The sequence below is a fragment of the Streptomyces sp. NPDC030143 genome, assembly GCF_055573695.1.
This window is the reverse complement of the sequence record NZ_JBVIAY010000001.1, coordinates 516,496-532,262: the sequence shown is the minus strand read 5'-3', so window position 1 is coordinate 532,262 and position 15,767 is coordinate 516,496. Positions and strand designations below refer to the sequence as shown.

Genomic DNA, 15,767 nt, shown 5'->3' with positions numbered 1-15,767 from the left:
CCGCCCCTACCGGGGCAGTCAGGAGAACTCCCAGCATGTCTGAGAACGTCGTCCACCTCCACAAGCCCACCGACCCCCCGACCCCCGACACCGCCCCCACCGTCCTGACCGTGGTCCCGGACGCGCCGCCCGCCCGGCCCGTGCCGCTGTGGATGCGCTCCGGACGCGCCGTGAAGACGGTCGTCACGCACGAGACGACCAGGGCCACCGTCCGCGCGTTCGCCCGGCACGCGTCCTACACGTTCAACGGGGGCCGGATCGTGGCCCGCCGGACCTGGGACGGCCGCACCGGCTCCCGCTACGAGCGGATGATCCGGGCGGCGGAAGCCGCGGGGAACCTGGAAGCGGCCGAAGAGTGGGAGGAGCGGTTGCAGCGCTTCCGCGCCGCCCGCCATCACCGCCGCATGGACCTCCTGCACTCGCCCGTGGAGGCCGCCAAGGGCGTGGCCGTCGGCGCCGGCATGAGCGTCGGTGTCCTGGTCGCCCTCGGAGTCGTCATGGCCATCAACACCGGCCACGTCGCCGACGTCATCACCCCCCTGTCGGCCACCATCGACTTCATCGCCCTGCTCATCCGAATCGTGCAGGTCGTGTGGGGTCCGGCGCTCACGATCGGCCCGTTCCTCGCCCTGCTCGCCCTGTGGTCCGTGGGCCGCAAGCAACAGGCCGCACCGGACTGGGCACTGCCCGTGAACGTCCGCAACGGCGAGGGCGAGCCGATCACACCGTCCATCGTGGTCAAGGCCCTGCGCGACCTCGGAGTCCCCGCCCTGGCCCGCGCCATCAAGGAGATGGGCGACGCCGGCGCGAGCATGCTCGGACCGATCACCATCGCCGGATGCGGTGTCGAGGTCGACGTGACCCTTCCCTCCGGAGTGTCGACCAACGAGGTGCAGAACAAGCGCCGCAAGCTGGCCGAGAACCTGACCCGGCACGAGCACGAGGTGTTCATCACGATCCCGCAGGCCGCGCGGACGGTGCGGCTGTGGATCGCGGACTCGGGGGCGCTGGACGAGCCGATCGGCCCGTCCCCGCTGGTCACCGACGACACGATGACCGCCGATTACACCAAGGGCCGCGCCCCGTGGGGTCAGGACCTGCGCGGGGATGCCGCAGCGCTGAGCCTGTACCAGCGCCACCTGCTCATCACCGGGTTGTCGAACCAGGGCAAGACCGTGGCCCTGCGCTCCCTGGCCCTGTGGCTCTCGCTCGACAAGTCGGTGCAGTTCCTCATGGGCGACCTCAAGGGCGTAGGCGACTGGGCCATGTTCGACGGACTCGCCACCACCCTGATCCAGGGCCCCACCGATGAGCACGTGATCCAGGTGACCGAGATGGTCGAGGGCGCCGTCGACGAGATGAACCGCCGTATCCAGGCACCGCCCGGAACGCAGTTCCCGCCGCTGATCGTGCTGGTCGACGAGGCGCAGGTGGCGTTCATGTGCCCGGCCAAGGACGCCGACAAGCGCCCCTATGGCGGGTCCAAGGCCAACTCCCGGTACTTCATGGCCGTCCGGAAGATCCACAACCAGGGGCGGGCCGTCAACGTGCTGATGTGGCAGGGCACCCAGGACCCGACCAACGAGAACCTTCCCAAGCTCGTACGGGAGGGCGCCCACACCCGCGCTTCCCTCGCCCTGGGCACCGAGTCGCAGGCCCGCATGGCTCTGGGAGACAAGGCGGTCGACGGCGGGGCCGCGCCGAACCTGCTGCGTCCGGGCCTGGACCGGGGGACCCTGGTTGTCGCCTCCGACGGCATCACCATCCCGGCCGGACAGTCGTCCATCACGGTGCGCACGCACTACATCGACGACGACGACGCCGAAACCATCACCGACCGGGCCAAGGCCCTGCGCGACGGTGTCACCACCCTGCACGCCATCGACCGCGGCGAGGACCACGACCCGCTCATCGACATCTTCGACGTCATCGGCACCACGTCGCGGGTGCGGACGAAGGACGTGTTGGCGCGGCTCGCCACGCTGAACGCGGACGCCTACGGCGGCTGGTCGTTCATCGACCTCAAGCGCGTCCTGGACGACGCCGGCGCCGAGCCCTACAAGTCCGACGGCGTGATGGTCGTCTCCCGCGACCGCGTCGCCCGCGCCCTCGCCAACCGCGACGGAGACGATTCCGCTTCCTCTGACGGATGACAGGGAGCCGACCCCCGAAGGGTCAGGGAGGCAGGGAGAACTCCCTGACCGCCTCCCTGGCCCACCTCCCTGCATCTGACCTGCACGAATGATCGTTCAGGGAGGCAGGGAGGCCCGCAGGTCAGACCACCGAAACCCCCTCCACATGGCACCCCGAAGGGGGTGCCTCTGCCTCCCTGACCAACCTTCGGAAGGGATTCCGCATGTATCCCGAACACGACCGCCCCGCCTCCGCCGAACGGGCCGTGACCGCGTACCAGCCCACCCCCATCGCCCCCGCCGCCGTCACGCCGGCGCCGCTCGTTCCCGTCCAGCCGCACGAGATGCCGACGGTGGCGAGCGTCGTCCTGCCGGACGGCCGCGTCGTCACCGGCTACGCCGTGAGCCCCGTGCAGCCCGAGCCTGTCGCGGTCAAGCCGGCCGTGTCCCGGGCCGCGGTGAACGTCGCCCTCGGGGGCGTCGGGTTCCTCGCCGTGTGCGGGGGCCTGTTGCTGCTGACCACGTTCATCGCCGCGCTCACGGCGCTGATCACTCAGCTCATCACCCTCGCCGCGGTCATCTTTGGCGGATGGATCGCCGTGCAGGTAATGGGGTCGGGTAGTGGCAAGAGCGGCACGACGGTGAACATCCGCCGTGCCGTCTTCAAGCGCAACCACTTCCACGGCTAGCAGGACGCGCTACCGCGGCGGTTACGGCTGGTTGTAGGCGAGCGGCCAGCCGGCGAACCCGCCATCTTCGGTCTGGTAGACCAGCTCCACGTACTCCTCGCCGAGAAGATCCTTCAGGTCCTCGCTGGGCTCGCTGGGCAGCAGTACAGCGACGCGCAGTTCCTTGCGCCCGGGGATGTGGCGGCGGTAGTCGGCGAGCTGGCCGATGGCCATGCGGATGTTGGCCCGGGTCGTCTGTCCCTTCGCCTCATAGAGTGCATGATCCTTCGCGTCGTACAGGTCGGGAGTCAGCGCTCCGGGCTCACCCTTGATGGTGATCTGGAAGCTGTGGGTTTCATGGCCCGCCGCGGCCAGGTGCGCTGCGAACGCCTTGACCAACTCGCCCTCACGGCGCAGGACCTTGCGCTGTCCGGCAGGAATGTCCGCAACGGTCTCCGCGGTGGCGTGCTGCTCGGTCTTCTTGGCCTTCGCGCCGCTCTGCTTTGGCAGCGTGACCGGCTCTGGCACTTCCACCATGGGTTCGGTGATCTCGACGTCAGACTTCACTGCGGCCGGCATCCGGTCGGCCTCCGTCCACGCGGGCGTGGTTCCCTCGGCCGGCCGGAACCGGAAGACCAGCACGTTGCGCATCACGCCGTCCTTGCCGGGCCCGCGGCGAACGTCGTACGGCTTGATGGGGTCCAGCACCATCTGACCGATGTAGCGCTGCTGCATCGCTCCGCTGCCCGGCACCCTGCCGGCGGCGACGAACAGATGCACTTCACGGCCCTTCTCGGCATGTGTCAGCAGTGAGCCGTTGCGGCCGGACGGCTTCTGGTCACCGTTCGCGCCGGCGCCGGTGTACAGGTACAGCGGCCCGAACTCGTCGTCCTCGGCCCGGCCATCGAAGGTGTAGCCGTACTCCTCGCCCGCGGACGGGTCGGAATACACGAACACCTTGCCCGCATCGTCGGCCGGCTCAATGCCCTGGAACGTGCCGCAGCCGTAGGCCGCAGCGATCGCATCGCGCGTCGTCACCAAACCCGGCACAAGATCAACGGTCGTCGTCATGCCGCGACCTTAACCACCCCCACTGACATCTCCCGCCCCTATTTCCCAAAGGCAGGCGAAAGGGCGACCCCCCTTCCGGCAAGAACGCGGGGTCGCCCTCATCACCAGTACCGACCAACAGGACTGGAGACATCCAGCATGACCCAACCGACCGACATTCGGGGAGAGCATCTGCCCACCGCTCTCTCACTGGCGGCCTCCGGCGTGCCCGTGCTGCCGTTACGAGCTGGGAAGGTGCCGTTCGGCAACTGCCCCACCTGCACCGGCAACGCGTGCGGCGGGCGGCCGAACATGAAGACGCCCGGACCCTGCCAGTGCCCCGGCGTCTGCCACGCGTGGGCCGCCGCCACCACCGACCCTCACATCCTCACCTCGCCCGCGTGGGCCACGGCGTGGCGTCGGGCCGCCGCCGTCGCCTACCACCCCGGCGGCGCTGGCGTGACCGTGGTCGACCTGGACGACCCCGCCGCCGTCCAGTGGGCCCGCGAGACCCTGCCCGCGACCCGGACCGTGACCACCACCCGGGGCGAACACTGGATCTACCAGGGCACCATGGCGTCATCGAACGCCGTACGGCCCGGCGTCGACATCAAGTCCCTTATGCAGTACGCCCGTTGGCTCGGTTCAGGCGTAGGCGCCACGGTCGCTCTCCCGGACGCTGTGCGCGCGCTGGCAGTAAAGGACCCGTCCCCGGCCCGCAGGGCGCCACAGACGCTCACAGTGCCCCTGAGGGTCCACGGGGGCCAGTGCCCGCACCGTACGCCCACGTATCTGGACCGTGGCATCTCCATGGCAGAGCAGCGCATCAGCGAGGCCCGCAGCGCCGTCCACGCGACCGTGTACCGCACGTTCCTCGCCGTGCTGTCCACGCACGGCCGGTGCGGCTGTCTCACCGACACCCACGTCAACCGGCTGTTCACCGCCGCGCAGGCCAAGGGCGAGACTCCCCGGCACTGCACGGACGCGTGGACTAACGCCCTGACCACGTTGGGACTGTGACCGTGTCCGACGACGAGAAGAGCCCCGCCCGGCAGGTCATCACCGACTACGCGCAGTCCCACTTCCGGTACTTCCGCACCGTGGACGGGACCGTGTACGCGCAGCGCACCGGCCACCCCGTGGCCCGCCCGATCCGCTCCCAGGGCACGACCGGGAGCCACCGGCAGGAACTCATGGTCGGCCTCTTCCGCGACGGGGTCGGCGTCTTCAACGGAACCGCCCTCAAGGAGGCGTTGGACTTGATCGAGGCACTCGCCCTCACCGAGCAGGTACAGCCCACCCACATCCGCGTCGCCCCAGGATTCGACGGAGCCACCTGGCTCGACCTCGGCCGCGACGACGGGCAGTCCGTGCGCATCCACCCCACCGGCTGGGACATCCGCGTCCCCGACCCCGAAGAGGTGTGCTGGCGGCGCACCCAGCTCACCGGCGAACTCCCCCTGCCCGCCAAGGACACCAACGGCAAGGGCATCGACCTGCTGATGCGGCTGTGCAACTTCGCCGACGCCAAGACCGAGGCCCTGGCCATCGCGTGGCTCATCGGCTGCCTGGAGCCGTCCGTGCCCGTTCCGGCCCCGTTCCTGACCGGCCCGCAGGGCGCCGGCAAGTCGACCGGCGGGCGGATGCTCGTGCGGATCATCGAAGGTATGACCGGCGACCTGCGGCGGGCCCCCAAGGACGAAGAGAACATGATCACGGCGGTCGCGGCCGGATGGATCACCGCCCTGGACAACCTCTCCCACCTGCCCCCGGACCTGTCTGACCTCATGTGCTGCATCATCACCGGAGCCGAGAGCATCAAGCGCGCGCTGTTCACCGACGGCGACGTCGTCCGCTCCCGCTACCGCCGCCCGATGCTGCTGACCGGCATCGACGTCGGCGTGATCCGCCCCGACCTTGCCGAACGGCTCCTCACCCTGCGCCTGGAACGCCCCCGAGTGCGGCGTACCGAAGCGGAGCTGTGGGCGGAGTACGCCGAGATCCTGCCCGTCGTCCTCGGCTCCCTGCTCGACCTGACCGTCAAGGTCCGCGCAGTGCAGGCCGAGACCCCGACCGATCTGCGGATGGCCGACTTCGCCCACCTGTGCGCCCAGCTCGACACCGCCACCGGCTTCGGGACGCTGGAGGCATACCGGGCCAGCCTGGACGACCTCAACGACGACGTGATCGAGGGTGATCTCCTGGCGCAGACGGTCCTCAAGCACGCCGCCGAACTCACCCCGGGCACGGAAGAACGGATGACGTCGGCGGAGTGGCTGCACGCCCTGACCGCCCTCTACAGCGGCGAGGAATGCCGCCCCCTGCCCAAGGGCTGGCCCACCACGGGCAAGGTGCTGTCCGACCGGCTGAGGCGCATCCAGCCCACCCTGGCCGCGCGGGGCGTCCTGGTCGACTGGGGGCGCACCAGCGCCGCCCGCTACATCGAGCTCAGCCGCCAGGCCCCGCCCCCGCCGCCCGAGCAGCAGACCGCGTTCTGACCGCGCGCCCGGACAGGCGGACAAGCAAGAGGAGCACGCCCGCCCGCGGGTGCTCCTCTTGCTGTTCGGCGGCGCCAGCCGCCCTGCACGGGTCGCGCCGCGAAGCGGCTCGTTCTTCAAGCGCCTGAGCGGACGCAAAGACCCACAGACACCACCCCCTTCTCTTTCCTAAGTAGGGAAGATCTGCGTCACTGCGTCACCACGGACCCGACAGACGGCCGCTGACCTGCGGCAACAGGGGGTGACGCAGACGGTGAATCCTGCGTCATCCCGCGTCATCAGCGTCACCCCGTGACGAGCGCCCGTGTCATCGGTGACGCAGGGCCCGCCCTGCTGCGTCACCGGAACCCGCAGGTCAGAAGCCTGATTGACGCAGGTGACGCGATGACGCAGAAATCCCAGCTTCGGACAGCACAGACCACCGCGCCCCCAAAACAGGATCCCCGCCCGCGCACGGAGGACATGCCATGAGCACTCCACGTGAACAGCCGGACCCGCGCGCCACGCTTCGCGGCGGGTTGCCGGACCGCTACCTCACCTCCGACGACATCGCCGTGATCTTCAAGGTGCCCAAAGAGACCGTCTACCAGTGGCGAAAGAAGAGGATCGGTCCGCCCGGATTCCGCATCGGCAAGTACATCCGCTACGACCCTGCCGACGTGCTCGCCCACGTCGCCGAACGCAAGAGCACCGACCGAGACGCCGCCTAACCAAACACCCACCGCAGACAGCAGGGAGAGCCGCTACCAGCGGCTCTCCCTGCCGCGTGTTGAGAGGACCGCCGTCACATGGCAGGCCACATCCAAGATCGCTGGTTCAAGACCGAGACCAACCCCGACGGCAAGACCGCCCGCGTCAAGAGCGACCGCCACGGCAGCGGCCTGCGCTACCGCGCCAGGTACATCGGCCCCGACGGCACCGAGAAGTCCAAGAGCTTCCCCGACGGCAAGAAGCGACTTGCCGAGAAGTGGCTGAGCGCCATCGAGACGGACATGACGCGCGGACAATACGTCGACCCGTCGGCCGGCAAGGTGACGTTCAAAGACTTCGCCACAGCGTGGCTGGCGTCTCAGACCACGGACCCTTCCACCATCGTGAACATGGAGTTGCGGTTCCGGCTGCACGCATTTCCGTACATCGGTTCGCGCTCCATGACCGCATTCCAGCCCACCCATATCCGCACGTGGGCACGAGCCCTCATGGACTCCGGAATGGCAGCGTCGTACCAGCGGACCGTGTTTGCGAACGTCTCTGCTGTGTTCGGCGCGGCTGTGGACGACGGCATCATCTCCCGTAATCCCTGCCGCGCGGGTTCCGTTCGTGCGCCCAAGCTCGATCCTCGGAAAATCAAGCCGTGGACGCGTGACCGAGTGGTGGCTGTTCGCGGCGGACTCCCGGAGCAGTACGCAACAACCGTGGACCTCGGTGCCGGGTGCGGCCTGCGACAGGGCGAGATCTTCGGGCTGGCCGTCGATGAAGTCGACTTTGACGGGGGAGTGCTGCACATCGCGCGCCAGGTCAAGCTAGTCGGCCCGCAGATGGTGTTCGCCCCGCCCAAGGGCGGCAAGCTGCGCGACGTGCCGCTTCCAGACGTGGTGTCGGATGCTCTCGCAACGCACGTCACCCGCCGACCCCCTATCGACGTCACTCTGCCGTGGAAGACCCCGGACGGACCGCCGGTCACGGCGAAGTTGCTGTTCTACTCGCGGGAGCGTAAGGCGCTGAACAGGAACTACTTCAACATGTACCTGTGGAAGCCCGCCCTGATCGCTGGCGGCGTCATCCCGGAGCGGGCGCCGGGGGAGCGGTTCAAACCCTCGCGTGAGCACGGCATGCACGCCTTGCGGCACTACTACGCGTCGGTCCTGCTGGACTCGGGAGAGAACATCAAGGCCCTGGCCGAGTACCTCGGTCACTCCGACCCAGGGTTCACGCTGCGGACGTACACACACCTCATGCCGAACAGCAGGGACCGGGCGCGCCGGGCCATCGACTCAGCGTTCGGCAAGGGAGTGTCCCCTGGACCCTGAGCGCAAAAGGCCGTCGGCCGTGCCCTTCCAGCGAGGAAGAACACGGCCGACGGCCCACAGACGGCCCAGGGGAGCGGAAACCCGCTCTGACCTGGGGCGATATCACACGTCGAAGTAGAGCTCGAACTCGTGCGGGTGCGGGCGCAGCTGCAGCGGGGCGATCTCGTTCGTGCGCTTGTAGTCGATCCAGGTCTCGATCAGGTCGGACGTGAAGACGTCACCGGCGAGGAGGAACTCGTGGTCGCGCTCGAGCGAGTCGAGGACGGCCGGGAGCGAGGTCGGGACCTGCGGGACGCCCGCGTGCTCCTCGGGGGCCAGCTCGTAGAGGTCCTTGTCGATCGGCTCGGCCGGCTCGATCTTGTTCTTGATGCCGTCCAGGCCCGCGAGCAGCAGGGCGGAGAACGCCAGGTACGGGTTGCCGGAGGAGTCGGGCGCGCGGAACTCGACGCGCTTGGCCTTCGGGTTCGAACCCGTGATCGGGATGCGCATGGCCGCGGAACGGTTGCGCTGCGAGTACACCAGGTTCACCGGGGCCTCGAAGCCCGGCACCAGACGGTGGTACGAGTTCACCGTCGGGTTGGTGAAGGCCAGCAGCGACGGTGCGTGCTTGAGGATGCCGCCGATGTAGTAGCGGGCGGTGTCCGACAGGCCCGCGTAACCGGCCTCGTCGTAGAACAGCGGGGAGCCGTTGCTCCACAGCGACTGGTGGACGTGCATGCCCGAGCCGTTGTCACCGAAGATCGGCTTCGGCATGAAGGTCGCGGTCTTGCCGTTGCGCCAGGCCACGTTCTTCACGATGTACTTGAAGAGCTGGAGGTCGTCGGCCGCGGCGAGCAGCGTGTTGAACTTGTAGTTGATCTCGGCCTGGCCGGCGGTGCCCACCTCGTGGTGCTGGCGCTCGACCTGGAGGCCGGAGGCGGCCAGCTCCAGGGAGATCTCGGCACGCAGGTCGGCGAAGTGGTCGACCGGCGGGGTCGGGAAGTAGCCGCCCTTGTAGCGGACCTTGTAACCGCGGTTGTCCTCCAGCGCACCGGTGTTCCAGGCGCCGGCCTCGGAGTCGATGTGGTAGAAGGACTCGTTCTCCGAGGTCTTGAAGCGCACGCTGTCGAAGACGTAGAACTCGGCCTCCGGACCGAAGTACGCGGTGTCGGCGATACCGGTCGACGCCAGGTACGCCTCGGCCTTCTTCGCCACGTTGCGCGGGTCACGGGAGTACTGCTCGCCCGTGATCGGGTCGTGGATGAAGAAGTTGATGTTGAGCGTCTTGTCGCGGCGGAACGGGTCCACCCGCGCGGTCGACAGGTCGGCGCGCAGCGCCATGTCGGACTCGTGGATCGCCTGGAAGCCGCGGATCGACGAACCGTCGAACGCGAGCTCCTCGTCCGGGTCGAACGCCTCGACGGGCAGCGAGAAGTGCTGCATGACGCCCGGCAGGTCGCAGAAGCGGACGTCGACGAACTTGACGTCCTCGTCCGCGATGAACTTCTTGGCCTCGTCGGCGTTCTGGAACATCCAGCTCCTCCTACTCCCGACCGTCGCGCCGGGGTGGTAGTTCGTTCGTGCGGCCAGTGCGGTGGCACACGCTGTCCTCGACCCTAGGGACGCGTGATTTCTCGGGCGTGACCCATTTGTTTCGCACAAGTTAACCGCCGCACCGCCCACGGTAGCTCGGACACACCCCGCCGTGCTCCGGTCATAAGGGGTCGCAGTACCGTGGACGGGTGGACAACAGGCAAGCAATCGGATCGTGGCTCTCCGGGCCCCGTGCGGCCATGGAGGACGCCGGTGCCGACTTCGGATACCGGGGTGAGCAGCTCGGCCTGCCGGAGGACGGACCGGGTTCCATCGCCCGCCCCGGCCGTCGGCTCGGAGCGCTCGCCGTGGACTGGGGCCTGTGCGTCCTGATCGCATACGGCCTGATCACCGACGGCTACGGCCAGGCGACGGGCAACTGGGCGCTGTTGATCTTCTTCGTGATGAGCACCCTGACGGTCGGCACGGTCGGCTTCACTCCGGGCAAGCGTCTGTTCGGCCTGCGCGTGCTCGCCCTGGAGACCGGCACGGTCCACCCCGTGCGCTCCCTGCTGCGCACGGTCCTGCTCTGCCTCGCCCTCCCGGCCCTGATCTGGGACCGCGACGGCCGCGGTCTGCACGACCGGCTGGCCAAGACGGTCGAGGTCCGCATCTGAGCCCGTCCCCGGGACGAGCCGTACGGCGAACGGGGAGGCCTCACGGCGAACGGGGAGGCCTCACGGCGAACGGGGAGGCCTCACGGCGAACGGGGTGAGTCGTACGACGAAGGGGGCGCCCGGAGTGATCCGGGCGCCCCCTTCGGGTGTCACGGGGTTCAGCGGGCCCTGGGCAGGCGCATGCCCTTCGGCATCGGCCCCTTCGGCAGCGGCATGTTGCTCATCAGGTCGCCCAGGGCGCGGAGCCGGTCGTTGGTCGTGGTCACCTGCGGGCCGGTGAGCACCCGCGGCAGCTTCAGCATGGTGGTCCGCAGCTTCTTCAGCTCGACCTGGCCCTCGCCGGTGCCGACGATCAGGTCGTGCACGGGGACGTCCGCGACGATGCGGTTCATCTTCTTCTTCTCGGCGGCCAGCAGGCTCTTGACCCGGTTCGGGTTGCCCTCGGCGACCAGGACGATGCCGGCCTTGCCGACGGCCCGGTGCACCACGTCCTGGCTGCGGTTCATCGCCACCGCGGGCGTCGTCGTCCAGCCCCGGCCGATGTTGTCGAGCACGGCCGCGGCGGCGCCCGGCTGGCCCTCCATCTGGCCGAAGGCGGCCCGCTCGGCCCGGCGGCCGAACACGATCGCCGTCGCGAGGAAGGCGAGCAGGAAGCCCAGGATGCCGAGATAGATGGGGTGCCCGATCAAGAAACCGATCGCGAGGAAGACACCGAAGGTGACGATTCCGACAGCCGCGAGTACAAGACCGATCTTCTTGTCGGCCTTGCGGGTCATCTTGTAGGTCAGGGCGATCTGCTTCAGTCGCCCGGGGTTCGCGGCGTCCGCCGCGTTGTCCTTCCTCGCCATGCCACGAAGTCTACGTGGCCCCGGGAGCGCCGACGACGGCAGTGCCCCGGCAGGCGGGCGGGAAGGGGGCCGGACGGTCAGGAACGGACGGCGGTGACGGCGACCGACTCGAGGACGCGCTGCGCCTCGACCCGGTCCTTGGCGCGTCGGCGGTCCTCCAGCACGGAGGTCCAGGCGTTGCGCCGGGCGGTGCGCTGGCCGCCGCTCATGAGCAGGGACTCGACGGCGCGCAGGGCGTTGGTGACGGACGGGATCGCGGTGGCGCGAACGGGCGCGGCCTGCATGTGGAGGTCCCCCTCGGGGTGGCTTCGGGCACGGGTCTACGTGCTGTGACACGAGCGTCACTGATTGGTGTTACCAGGGCGTGACCGGCCGGTCAAACACCGATGAAGCCTTGATGCGCGGGGCCGAAATGCTGACGCGGCCCCGACGTACGCCCTCATCTGCGAGGACGGTCGGGACCGCGTCATATCGGCCGCTACTGGCAAGTAGCCGCTTGTGCGCGAATTCACACGCATGCCCCGTCGCCCTGCGGGCAGCGAGGGTTGACGGTATGTCAGACGGCCTGGGCGGCGACGAAGGAGCCGCGCTTCTCGACGGCCATCTGGTACAGCCGCCCGGCACGGTAGGAGGACCGTACCAGCGGGCCGGACATGACGCCCGAGAAGCCGATCTGCTCGGCTTCCTCCTTCAGCTCCACGAACTCGTGCGGCTTGACCCAGCGCTCCACCGGGTGGTGGCGCACGGAGGGGCGCAGGTACTGGGTGATGGTCACCAGCTCGCAGCCCGCGTCGTGCAGCTGCCTGAGCGCCTCGCCGACCTCCTCGCGGGTCTCGCCCATGCCGAGGATGAGGTTGGACTTCGTGACGAGTCCGACGTCGCGGGCGGCCGTGATGACCTTCAGCGAACGCTCGTAGCGGAAGCCCGGGCGGATCCGCTTGAAGATGCGCGGGACCGTCTCGACGTTGTGCGCGAAGACCTCGGGGCGGGAGGCGAAGACCTCCGCCAGCTGCTCGGGGACCGCGTTGAAGTCCGGGGCGAGGAGTTCGACCTTGGTCCGCCCGCCCTCACGCCCGGCCGTCTGCTCGTGGATCTGGCGCACGGTCTCGGCGTACAGCCACGCCCCGCCGTCCTCCAGGTCGTCACGGGCGACGCCGGTGATGGTGGCGTAGTTCAGGTCCATCGTGACGACCGACTCGCCGACCCGGCGCGGCTCGTCCCGGTCCAGCGCCTCGGGTTTGCCGGTGTCGATCTGGCAGAAGTCGCAGCGCCGGGTGCACTGGTCGCCGCCGATGAGGAAGGTCGCCTCGCGGTCCTCCCAGCACTCGTAGATGTTGGGGCAGCCGGCTTCCTGGCAGACGGTGTGCAGTCCCTCGCTCTTCACGAGGTTCTGCATCTTCGTGTACTCGGGGCCCATTTTCGCCCGGGTCTTGATCCACTCGGGCTTGCGCTCGATGGGGGTCTGGCTGTTGCGGACCTCCAGGCGCAGCATCTTGCGTCCGTCGGGTGCGACTGCGGACACGACCGGCTCCCTAGCGATTGATTCTTCGGCGTCCTCAAGGGTACGCCCGATGATTTGAAACCCGGCGGGGGTCTCCCGGCCTCCGGGCACGGCCGCTCCCGCGCCTCCGCCGCGGCCCGGACGGCCTCGTCCTCAGGCGCCGGACGGGCTGACGGTCGCCGGTGTCCTCTCGATCTCCCGGGGCTTCAGCTCGGCGTCCTCCAGGACGTCCCGCAGGTGCCGCTCGACCACCGGCAGCACCTCCTCGATCGTGACGTCCCGGCCCAGCTCGCTCGCGAGGGAGGCGACGCCCGCGTCGCGGATGCCGCACGGGATGATCCGGTCGAACCACTTGTTGTCGGGGTTCACGTTCAGCGCGAAGCCGTGCATCGTGACGCCCTTCGCCACCCGAATGCCGATCGCCGCGATCTTGCGGTCCTCGCGGCGCTGTCCGGCGTTGGAGGGCGCGTACTCCGGCCCGTTCAGCCGCGGGTCGAACTCCTCGTCCTGCAGACGGGGGTCGAAGTCGAGCGACAGCCCGCCCTGGGACGGCCGCTCCTCGACGGGATCGCCGAGCACCCACACACCGCTGCGCCCCTCGACCCGGGTCGTCTCCAGGCCGAACTCCGCGCAGGTGCGGATCAGCGCCTCCTCCAGGCGCCGCACGTGCGCGACCACGTCCACCGGGCGGGGCAGCTTCTGGATGGGGTAGCCCACCAGCTGCCCGGGCCCGTGCCAGGTGATCTTGCCGCCGCGGTCCACGTCGATGACGGGCGTGCCGTCCAGGGGGCGCTCGCTGTCGGCCGTGCGGCGGCCCGCCGTGTACACCGGCGGGTGCTCCAGCAGCAGCACGGTGTCGGGGACCTCGTCGGCGAACCGGGCCGCGTGCACCCGGCGCTGCTCGTCCCACGCCTCCCGGTACTCGACGGCGTCCGCGCCGAACCCCATGCGAACGAACCGCAACCCACTCACGGCAAGCGCCTCCCCGGTCGAATGGCTGTGTCAGGCACGTACCGCGCCCCCGTCACTGTACGTCCGACCTCCGGGCGTCAGCCCCGCGGGCAATCCTCACACGATCGGATGAATGAGCGTCGAGATGTGCGATCGACCGCTTACGCTCCGCTACATTCGCGCCGTTCATGAGGCCATTAGGGCTGCTCACAGGCAATCCGGGCACTTCAGAGGCCCGGAAGGCAGGAGACCGCACCGCAGATGACGGAACGACCCGCGCAGCGCACTCCCAACCGCCAGCTCGCCGCGCTCATCGCAGAAGCGGGCTTCTCCAACGCGGGACTGGCCCGTCGCGTCGATCAGCTCGGTCTCGAGCACGGCCTGGATCTCAGATACGACAAGACCTCCGTCACCCGGTGGCTGCGCGGACAGCAGCCCCGGGGCACCACGCCCGCCCTGATCGCCGAGGTCTTCACCCGGCGCCTGGGGCGGCGGCTGACCGCCCAGGACCTCGGCCTGGACGCCTGCGCCCCCGTGTACGCGGGGCTGGAGTTCGCGGGGACGCCCGAGGAGGCCATCGACATCGTCGGCGGACTGTGGCGCAAGGACACCGGCAGCCACGCCGAACTCCGCAAGATCGCCTTCACCCCGGCGGGACTCGTCGTCCCGAGCCGGGACTGGCTGATCGGCCGGGCCGACGACAGGGTCGCCCGCCCCGAACCGCCGGCCCGGGTGCCCGCCCAGGGCGGCTCGACGGCCCGGCCGGCCGAGACCAGGACCGCGTCCGCCGCCCGGACGGCCCCCAGGCCGGCCCTGCTGTCCGCACCCGCAGGCGTGCCCCGGCAGCGCGTCACCGCCGAGCGCGGCCCCGGCCAGCGTGTCACCGGCGGGGACATCGCCGCGCTCCGCTCGGTGGGCGAACTCTTCCGCACCCTCGACGACAAGTACGGCGGCGGCCACGCCCGCCAGGCCCTCGTGCGCTACCTGGAGCACGAGTGCGAGCCGATGCTGCGCGGCACCTACGGCGAGCAGACCGGCCGCCGCCTCTTCGGCGCCGCCGCCGACCTCACCCGCCTCGCCGGCTGGACCTCCTTCGACATCGCCGCGCACGGCCTCGCCCAGCGCTACTTCGTCCAGTCCCTGCGCCTGTCCCAGGCCGCCGGCGACCGGGCGTACGGCTCCTACGTCCTGGTCACCATGAGCCGCCAGGCCGTCTACCTGGGCCACGGGCGCGAGGCCGTGCAGCTCGCGCGCGTCGCCCAGCAGGGCGTGGGCACCGGCGCCCCGCCCGTCGTCCAGGCCCTGCTGCACGCGGCCGAGGCGCGCGGGCACGGGGTGCTCGGCGAGGTGCGCGCGTGCACCGCCTCCCTGGTGCGGGCCGAACGGGCGCTGGAGGCGGCCAAGCCCGGGGACGAGGTGCCGTTCTGGGCGCGGTTCTTCGACGAGGGGCAGCTCGCCGACGAGTTCGGTCACTGCCACCGCGACCTGCACCAGTTCCGGGCCGCGGCGCAGCACGCCGAACGCTCGCTCCAGTTGCGCCCCGCCTCCTACGCCCGCAGCCGCCTGTTCTGCCGTGTCGTCCTCGCCTCCGCCCGTCTGGGCCTCGGCGAGCTCGACCAGGCCTGCCAACTGGCCGCGGAGGCCGCCGGCCAGGCGGCGGAGATGCGGTCGGTGCGGGCGGTGGAGTACGTGCGGGACTTCGAACGCAGGCTGGAGCCGTACAAGGACGCGGCACCGGCGCGGAGCTACCGGGACCGGGTGGCGGCGCTGGGCTAGGGGGTGACCCGGGGTGGGGGGGGGGGGGGGGGCCCCCCCCCCCCCCCCCCCCACCCCCCCCCCCCCCCCACCCCCCCACCCCCCCCCCCCCCCCCTCCCCGAGTTCTCCCGAGGCTGGGAACAG

General features: G+C 69.9%; 14 protein-coding genes. 8 read left to right on the top strand and 6 right to left on the bottom strand.

Annotated features, from left to right (window positions below; genetic code table 11):
* Positions 1-35: 35 nt before the first annotated feature.
* Positions 36-2,153: an FtsK/SpoIIIE domain-containing protein gene (locus tag ACZ4YY_RS02340; RefSeq protein WP_468282722.1), complete on the top strand. Its 2,118-nt coding sequence runs from the start codon at positions 36-38 to the stop codon at positions 2,151-2,153.
* A 203-nt stretch (positions 2,154-2,356) separates the two neighbouring features.
* Positions 2,357-2,821: a hypothetical protein gene (locus ACZ4YY_RS02335; RefSeq protein ID WP_468282719.1), complete on the top strand. Its 465-nt coding sequence runs from the start codon at positions 2,357-2,359 to the stop codon at positions 2,819-2,821.
* A gap of 21 nt (positions 2,822-2,842) precedes the next feature.
* On the opposite strand, the gene ACZ4YY_RS02330 is transcribed toward ACZ4YY_RS02335, so the two are convergent.
* On the bottom strand, positions 2,843-3,871 hold the full coding sequence (locus ACZ4YY_RS02330; protein ID WP_352142991.1) for an SRA domain-containing endonuclease: 1,029 nt from the start codon (positions 3,869-3,871) through the stop codon (positions 2,843-2,845).
* Positions 3,872-4,009: 138 nt separating this feature from the next.
* On the opposite strand from ACZ4YY_RS02330, the gene ACZ4YY_RS02325 reads away from it, so the two are divergent.
* The 4 genes from ACZ4YY_RS02325 (at position 4,010) to ACZ4YY_RS02310 (ending at position 8,378) form a co-directional block, all read left to right on the top strand.
* On the top strand, positions 4,010-4,870 hold the full coding sequence (locus ACZ4YY_RS02325) for a bifunctional DNA primase/polymerase (protein ID WP_468282716.1): 861 nt from the start codon (positions 4,010-4,012) through the stop codon (positions 4,868-4,870).
* A 2-nt stretch (positions 4,871-4,872) separates the two neighbouring features.
* The gene (locus tag ACZ4YY_RS02320) at positions 4,873-6,348 is read left to right on the top strand and encodes an ATP-binding protein (protein ID WP_468283223.1); all 1,476 of its coding nucleotides are present in this window, start codon (positions 4,873-4,875) and stop codon (positions 6,346-6,348) included.
* A 467-nt stretch (positions 6,349-6,815) separates the two neighbouring features.
* Positions 6,816-7,058: a helix-turn-helix domain-containing protein gene (locus tag ACZ4YY_RS02315; protein ID WP_468282713.1), complete on the top strand. Its 243-nt coding sequence runs from the start codon at positions 6,816-6,818 to the stop codon at positions 7,056-7,058.
* Between the two features lie 78 nt (positions 7,059-7,136).
* The gene (locus tag ACZ4YY_RS02310) at positions 7,137-8,378 is read left to right on the top strand and encodes a tyrosine-type recombinase/integrase (protein WP_388421681.1); all 1,242 of its coding nucleotides are present in this window, start codon (positions 7,137-7,139) and stop codon (positions 8,376-8,378) included.
* 102 nt (positions 8,379-8,480) lie between these two features.
* On the opposite strand, the gene glnA is transcribed toward ACZ4YY_RS02310, so the two are convergent.
* The gene (glnA, locus tag ACZ4YY_RS02305; protein ID WP_468282710.1) at positions 8,481-9,890 is read right to left on the bottom strand and encodes a type I glutamate--ammonia ligase; all 1,410 of its coding nucleotides are present in this window, start codon (positions 9,888-9,890) and stop codon (positions 8,481-8,483) included.
* A 209-nt stretch (positions 9,891-10,099) separates the two neighbouring features.
* Here glnA and ACZ4YY_RS02300 point away from each other — a divergent pair, with 209 nt between their 5' ends.
* On the top strand, positions 10,100-10,567 hold the full coding sequence (locus ACZ4YY_RS02300) for an RDD family protein (RefSeq protein WP_468282707.1): 468 nt from the start codon (positions 10,100-10,102) through the stop codon (positions 10,565-10,567).
* A 158-nt stretch (positions 10,568-10,725) separates the two neighbouring features.
* Here ACZ4YY_RS02300 and ACZ4YY_RS02295 read toward each other — a convergent pair whose 3' ends face one another.
* The 4 genes from ACZ4YY_RS02295 to lipB form a co-directional block, all read right to left on the bottom strand.
* Positions 10,726-11,415, bottom strand: coding sequence for a DUF4191 domain-containing protein (locus tag ACZ4YY_RS02295; RefSeq protein WP_468282704.1), 690 nt, complete (start codon positions 11,413-11,415; stop codon positions 10,726-10,728).
* A gap of 77 nt (positions 11,416-11,492) precedes the next feature.
* Positions 11,493-11,699, bottom strand: a complete 207-nt coding sequence (locus tag ACZ4YY_RS02290; protein WP_468282701.1) for an SCO2195 family GlnR-regulated protein — start codon at positions 11,697-11,699, stop codon at positions 11,493-11,495.
* Positions 11,700-11,971: 272 nt separating this feature from the next.
* Positions 11,972-12,937, bottom strand: coding sequence for a lipoyl synthase (lipA, locus tag ACZ4YY_RS02285; protein ID WP_468282699.1), 966 nt, complete (start codon positions 12,935-12,937; stop codon positions 11,972-11,974).
* A gap of 132 nt (positions 12,938-13,069) precedes the next feature.
* Complete coding sequence (gene lipB / locus ACZ4YY_RS02280; protein ID WP_468282696.1) at positions 13,070-13,888, bottom strand: lipoyl(octanoyl) transferase LipB; 819 nt, start codon at positions 13,886-13,888, stop codon at positions 13,070-13,072.
* 240 nt (positions 13,889-14,128) lie between these two features.
* On the opposite strand from lipB, the gene ACZ4YY_RS02275 reads away from it, so the two are divergent.
* Positions 14,129-15,643, top strand: a complete 1,515-nt coding sequence (locus ACZ4YY_RS02275) for a regulator (protein ID WP_468282693.1) — start codon at positions 14,129-14,131, stop codon at positions 15,641-15,643.
* Positions 15,644-15,767: the final 124 nt, after the last annotated feature.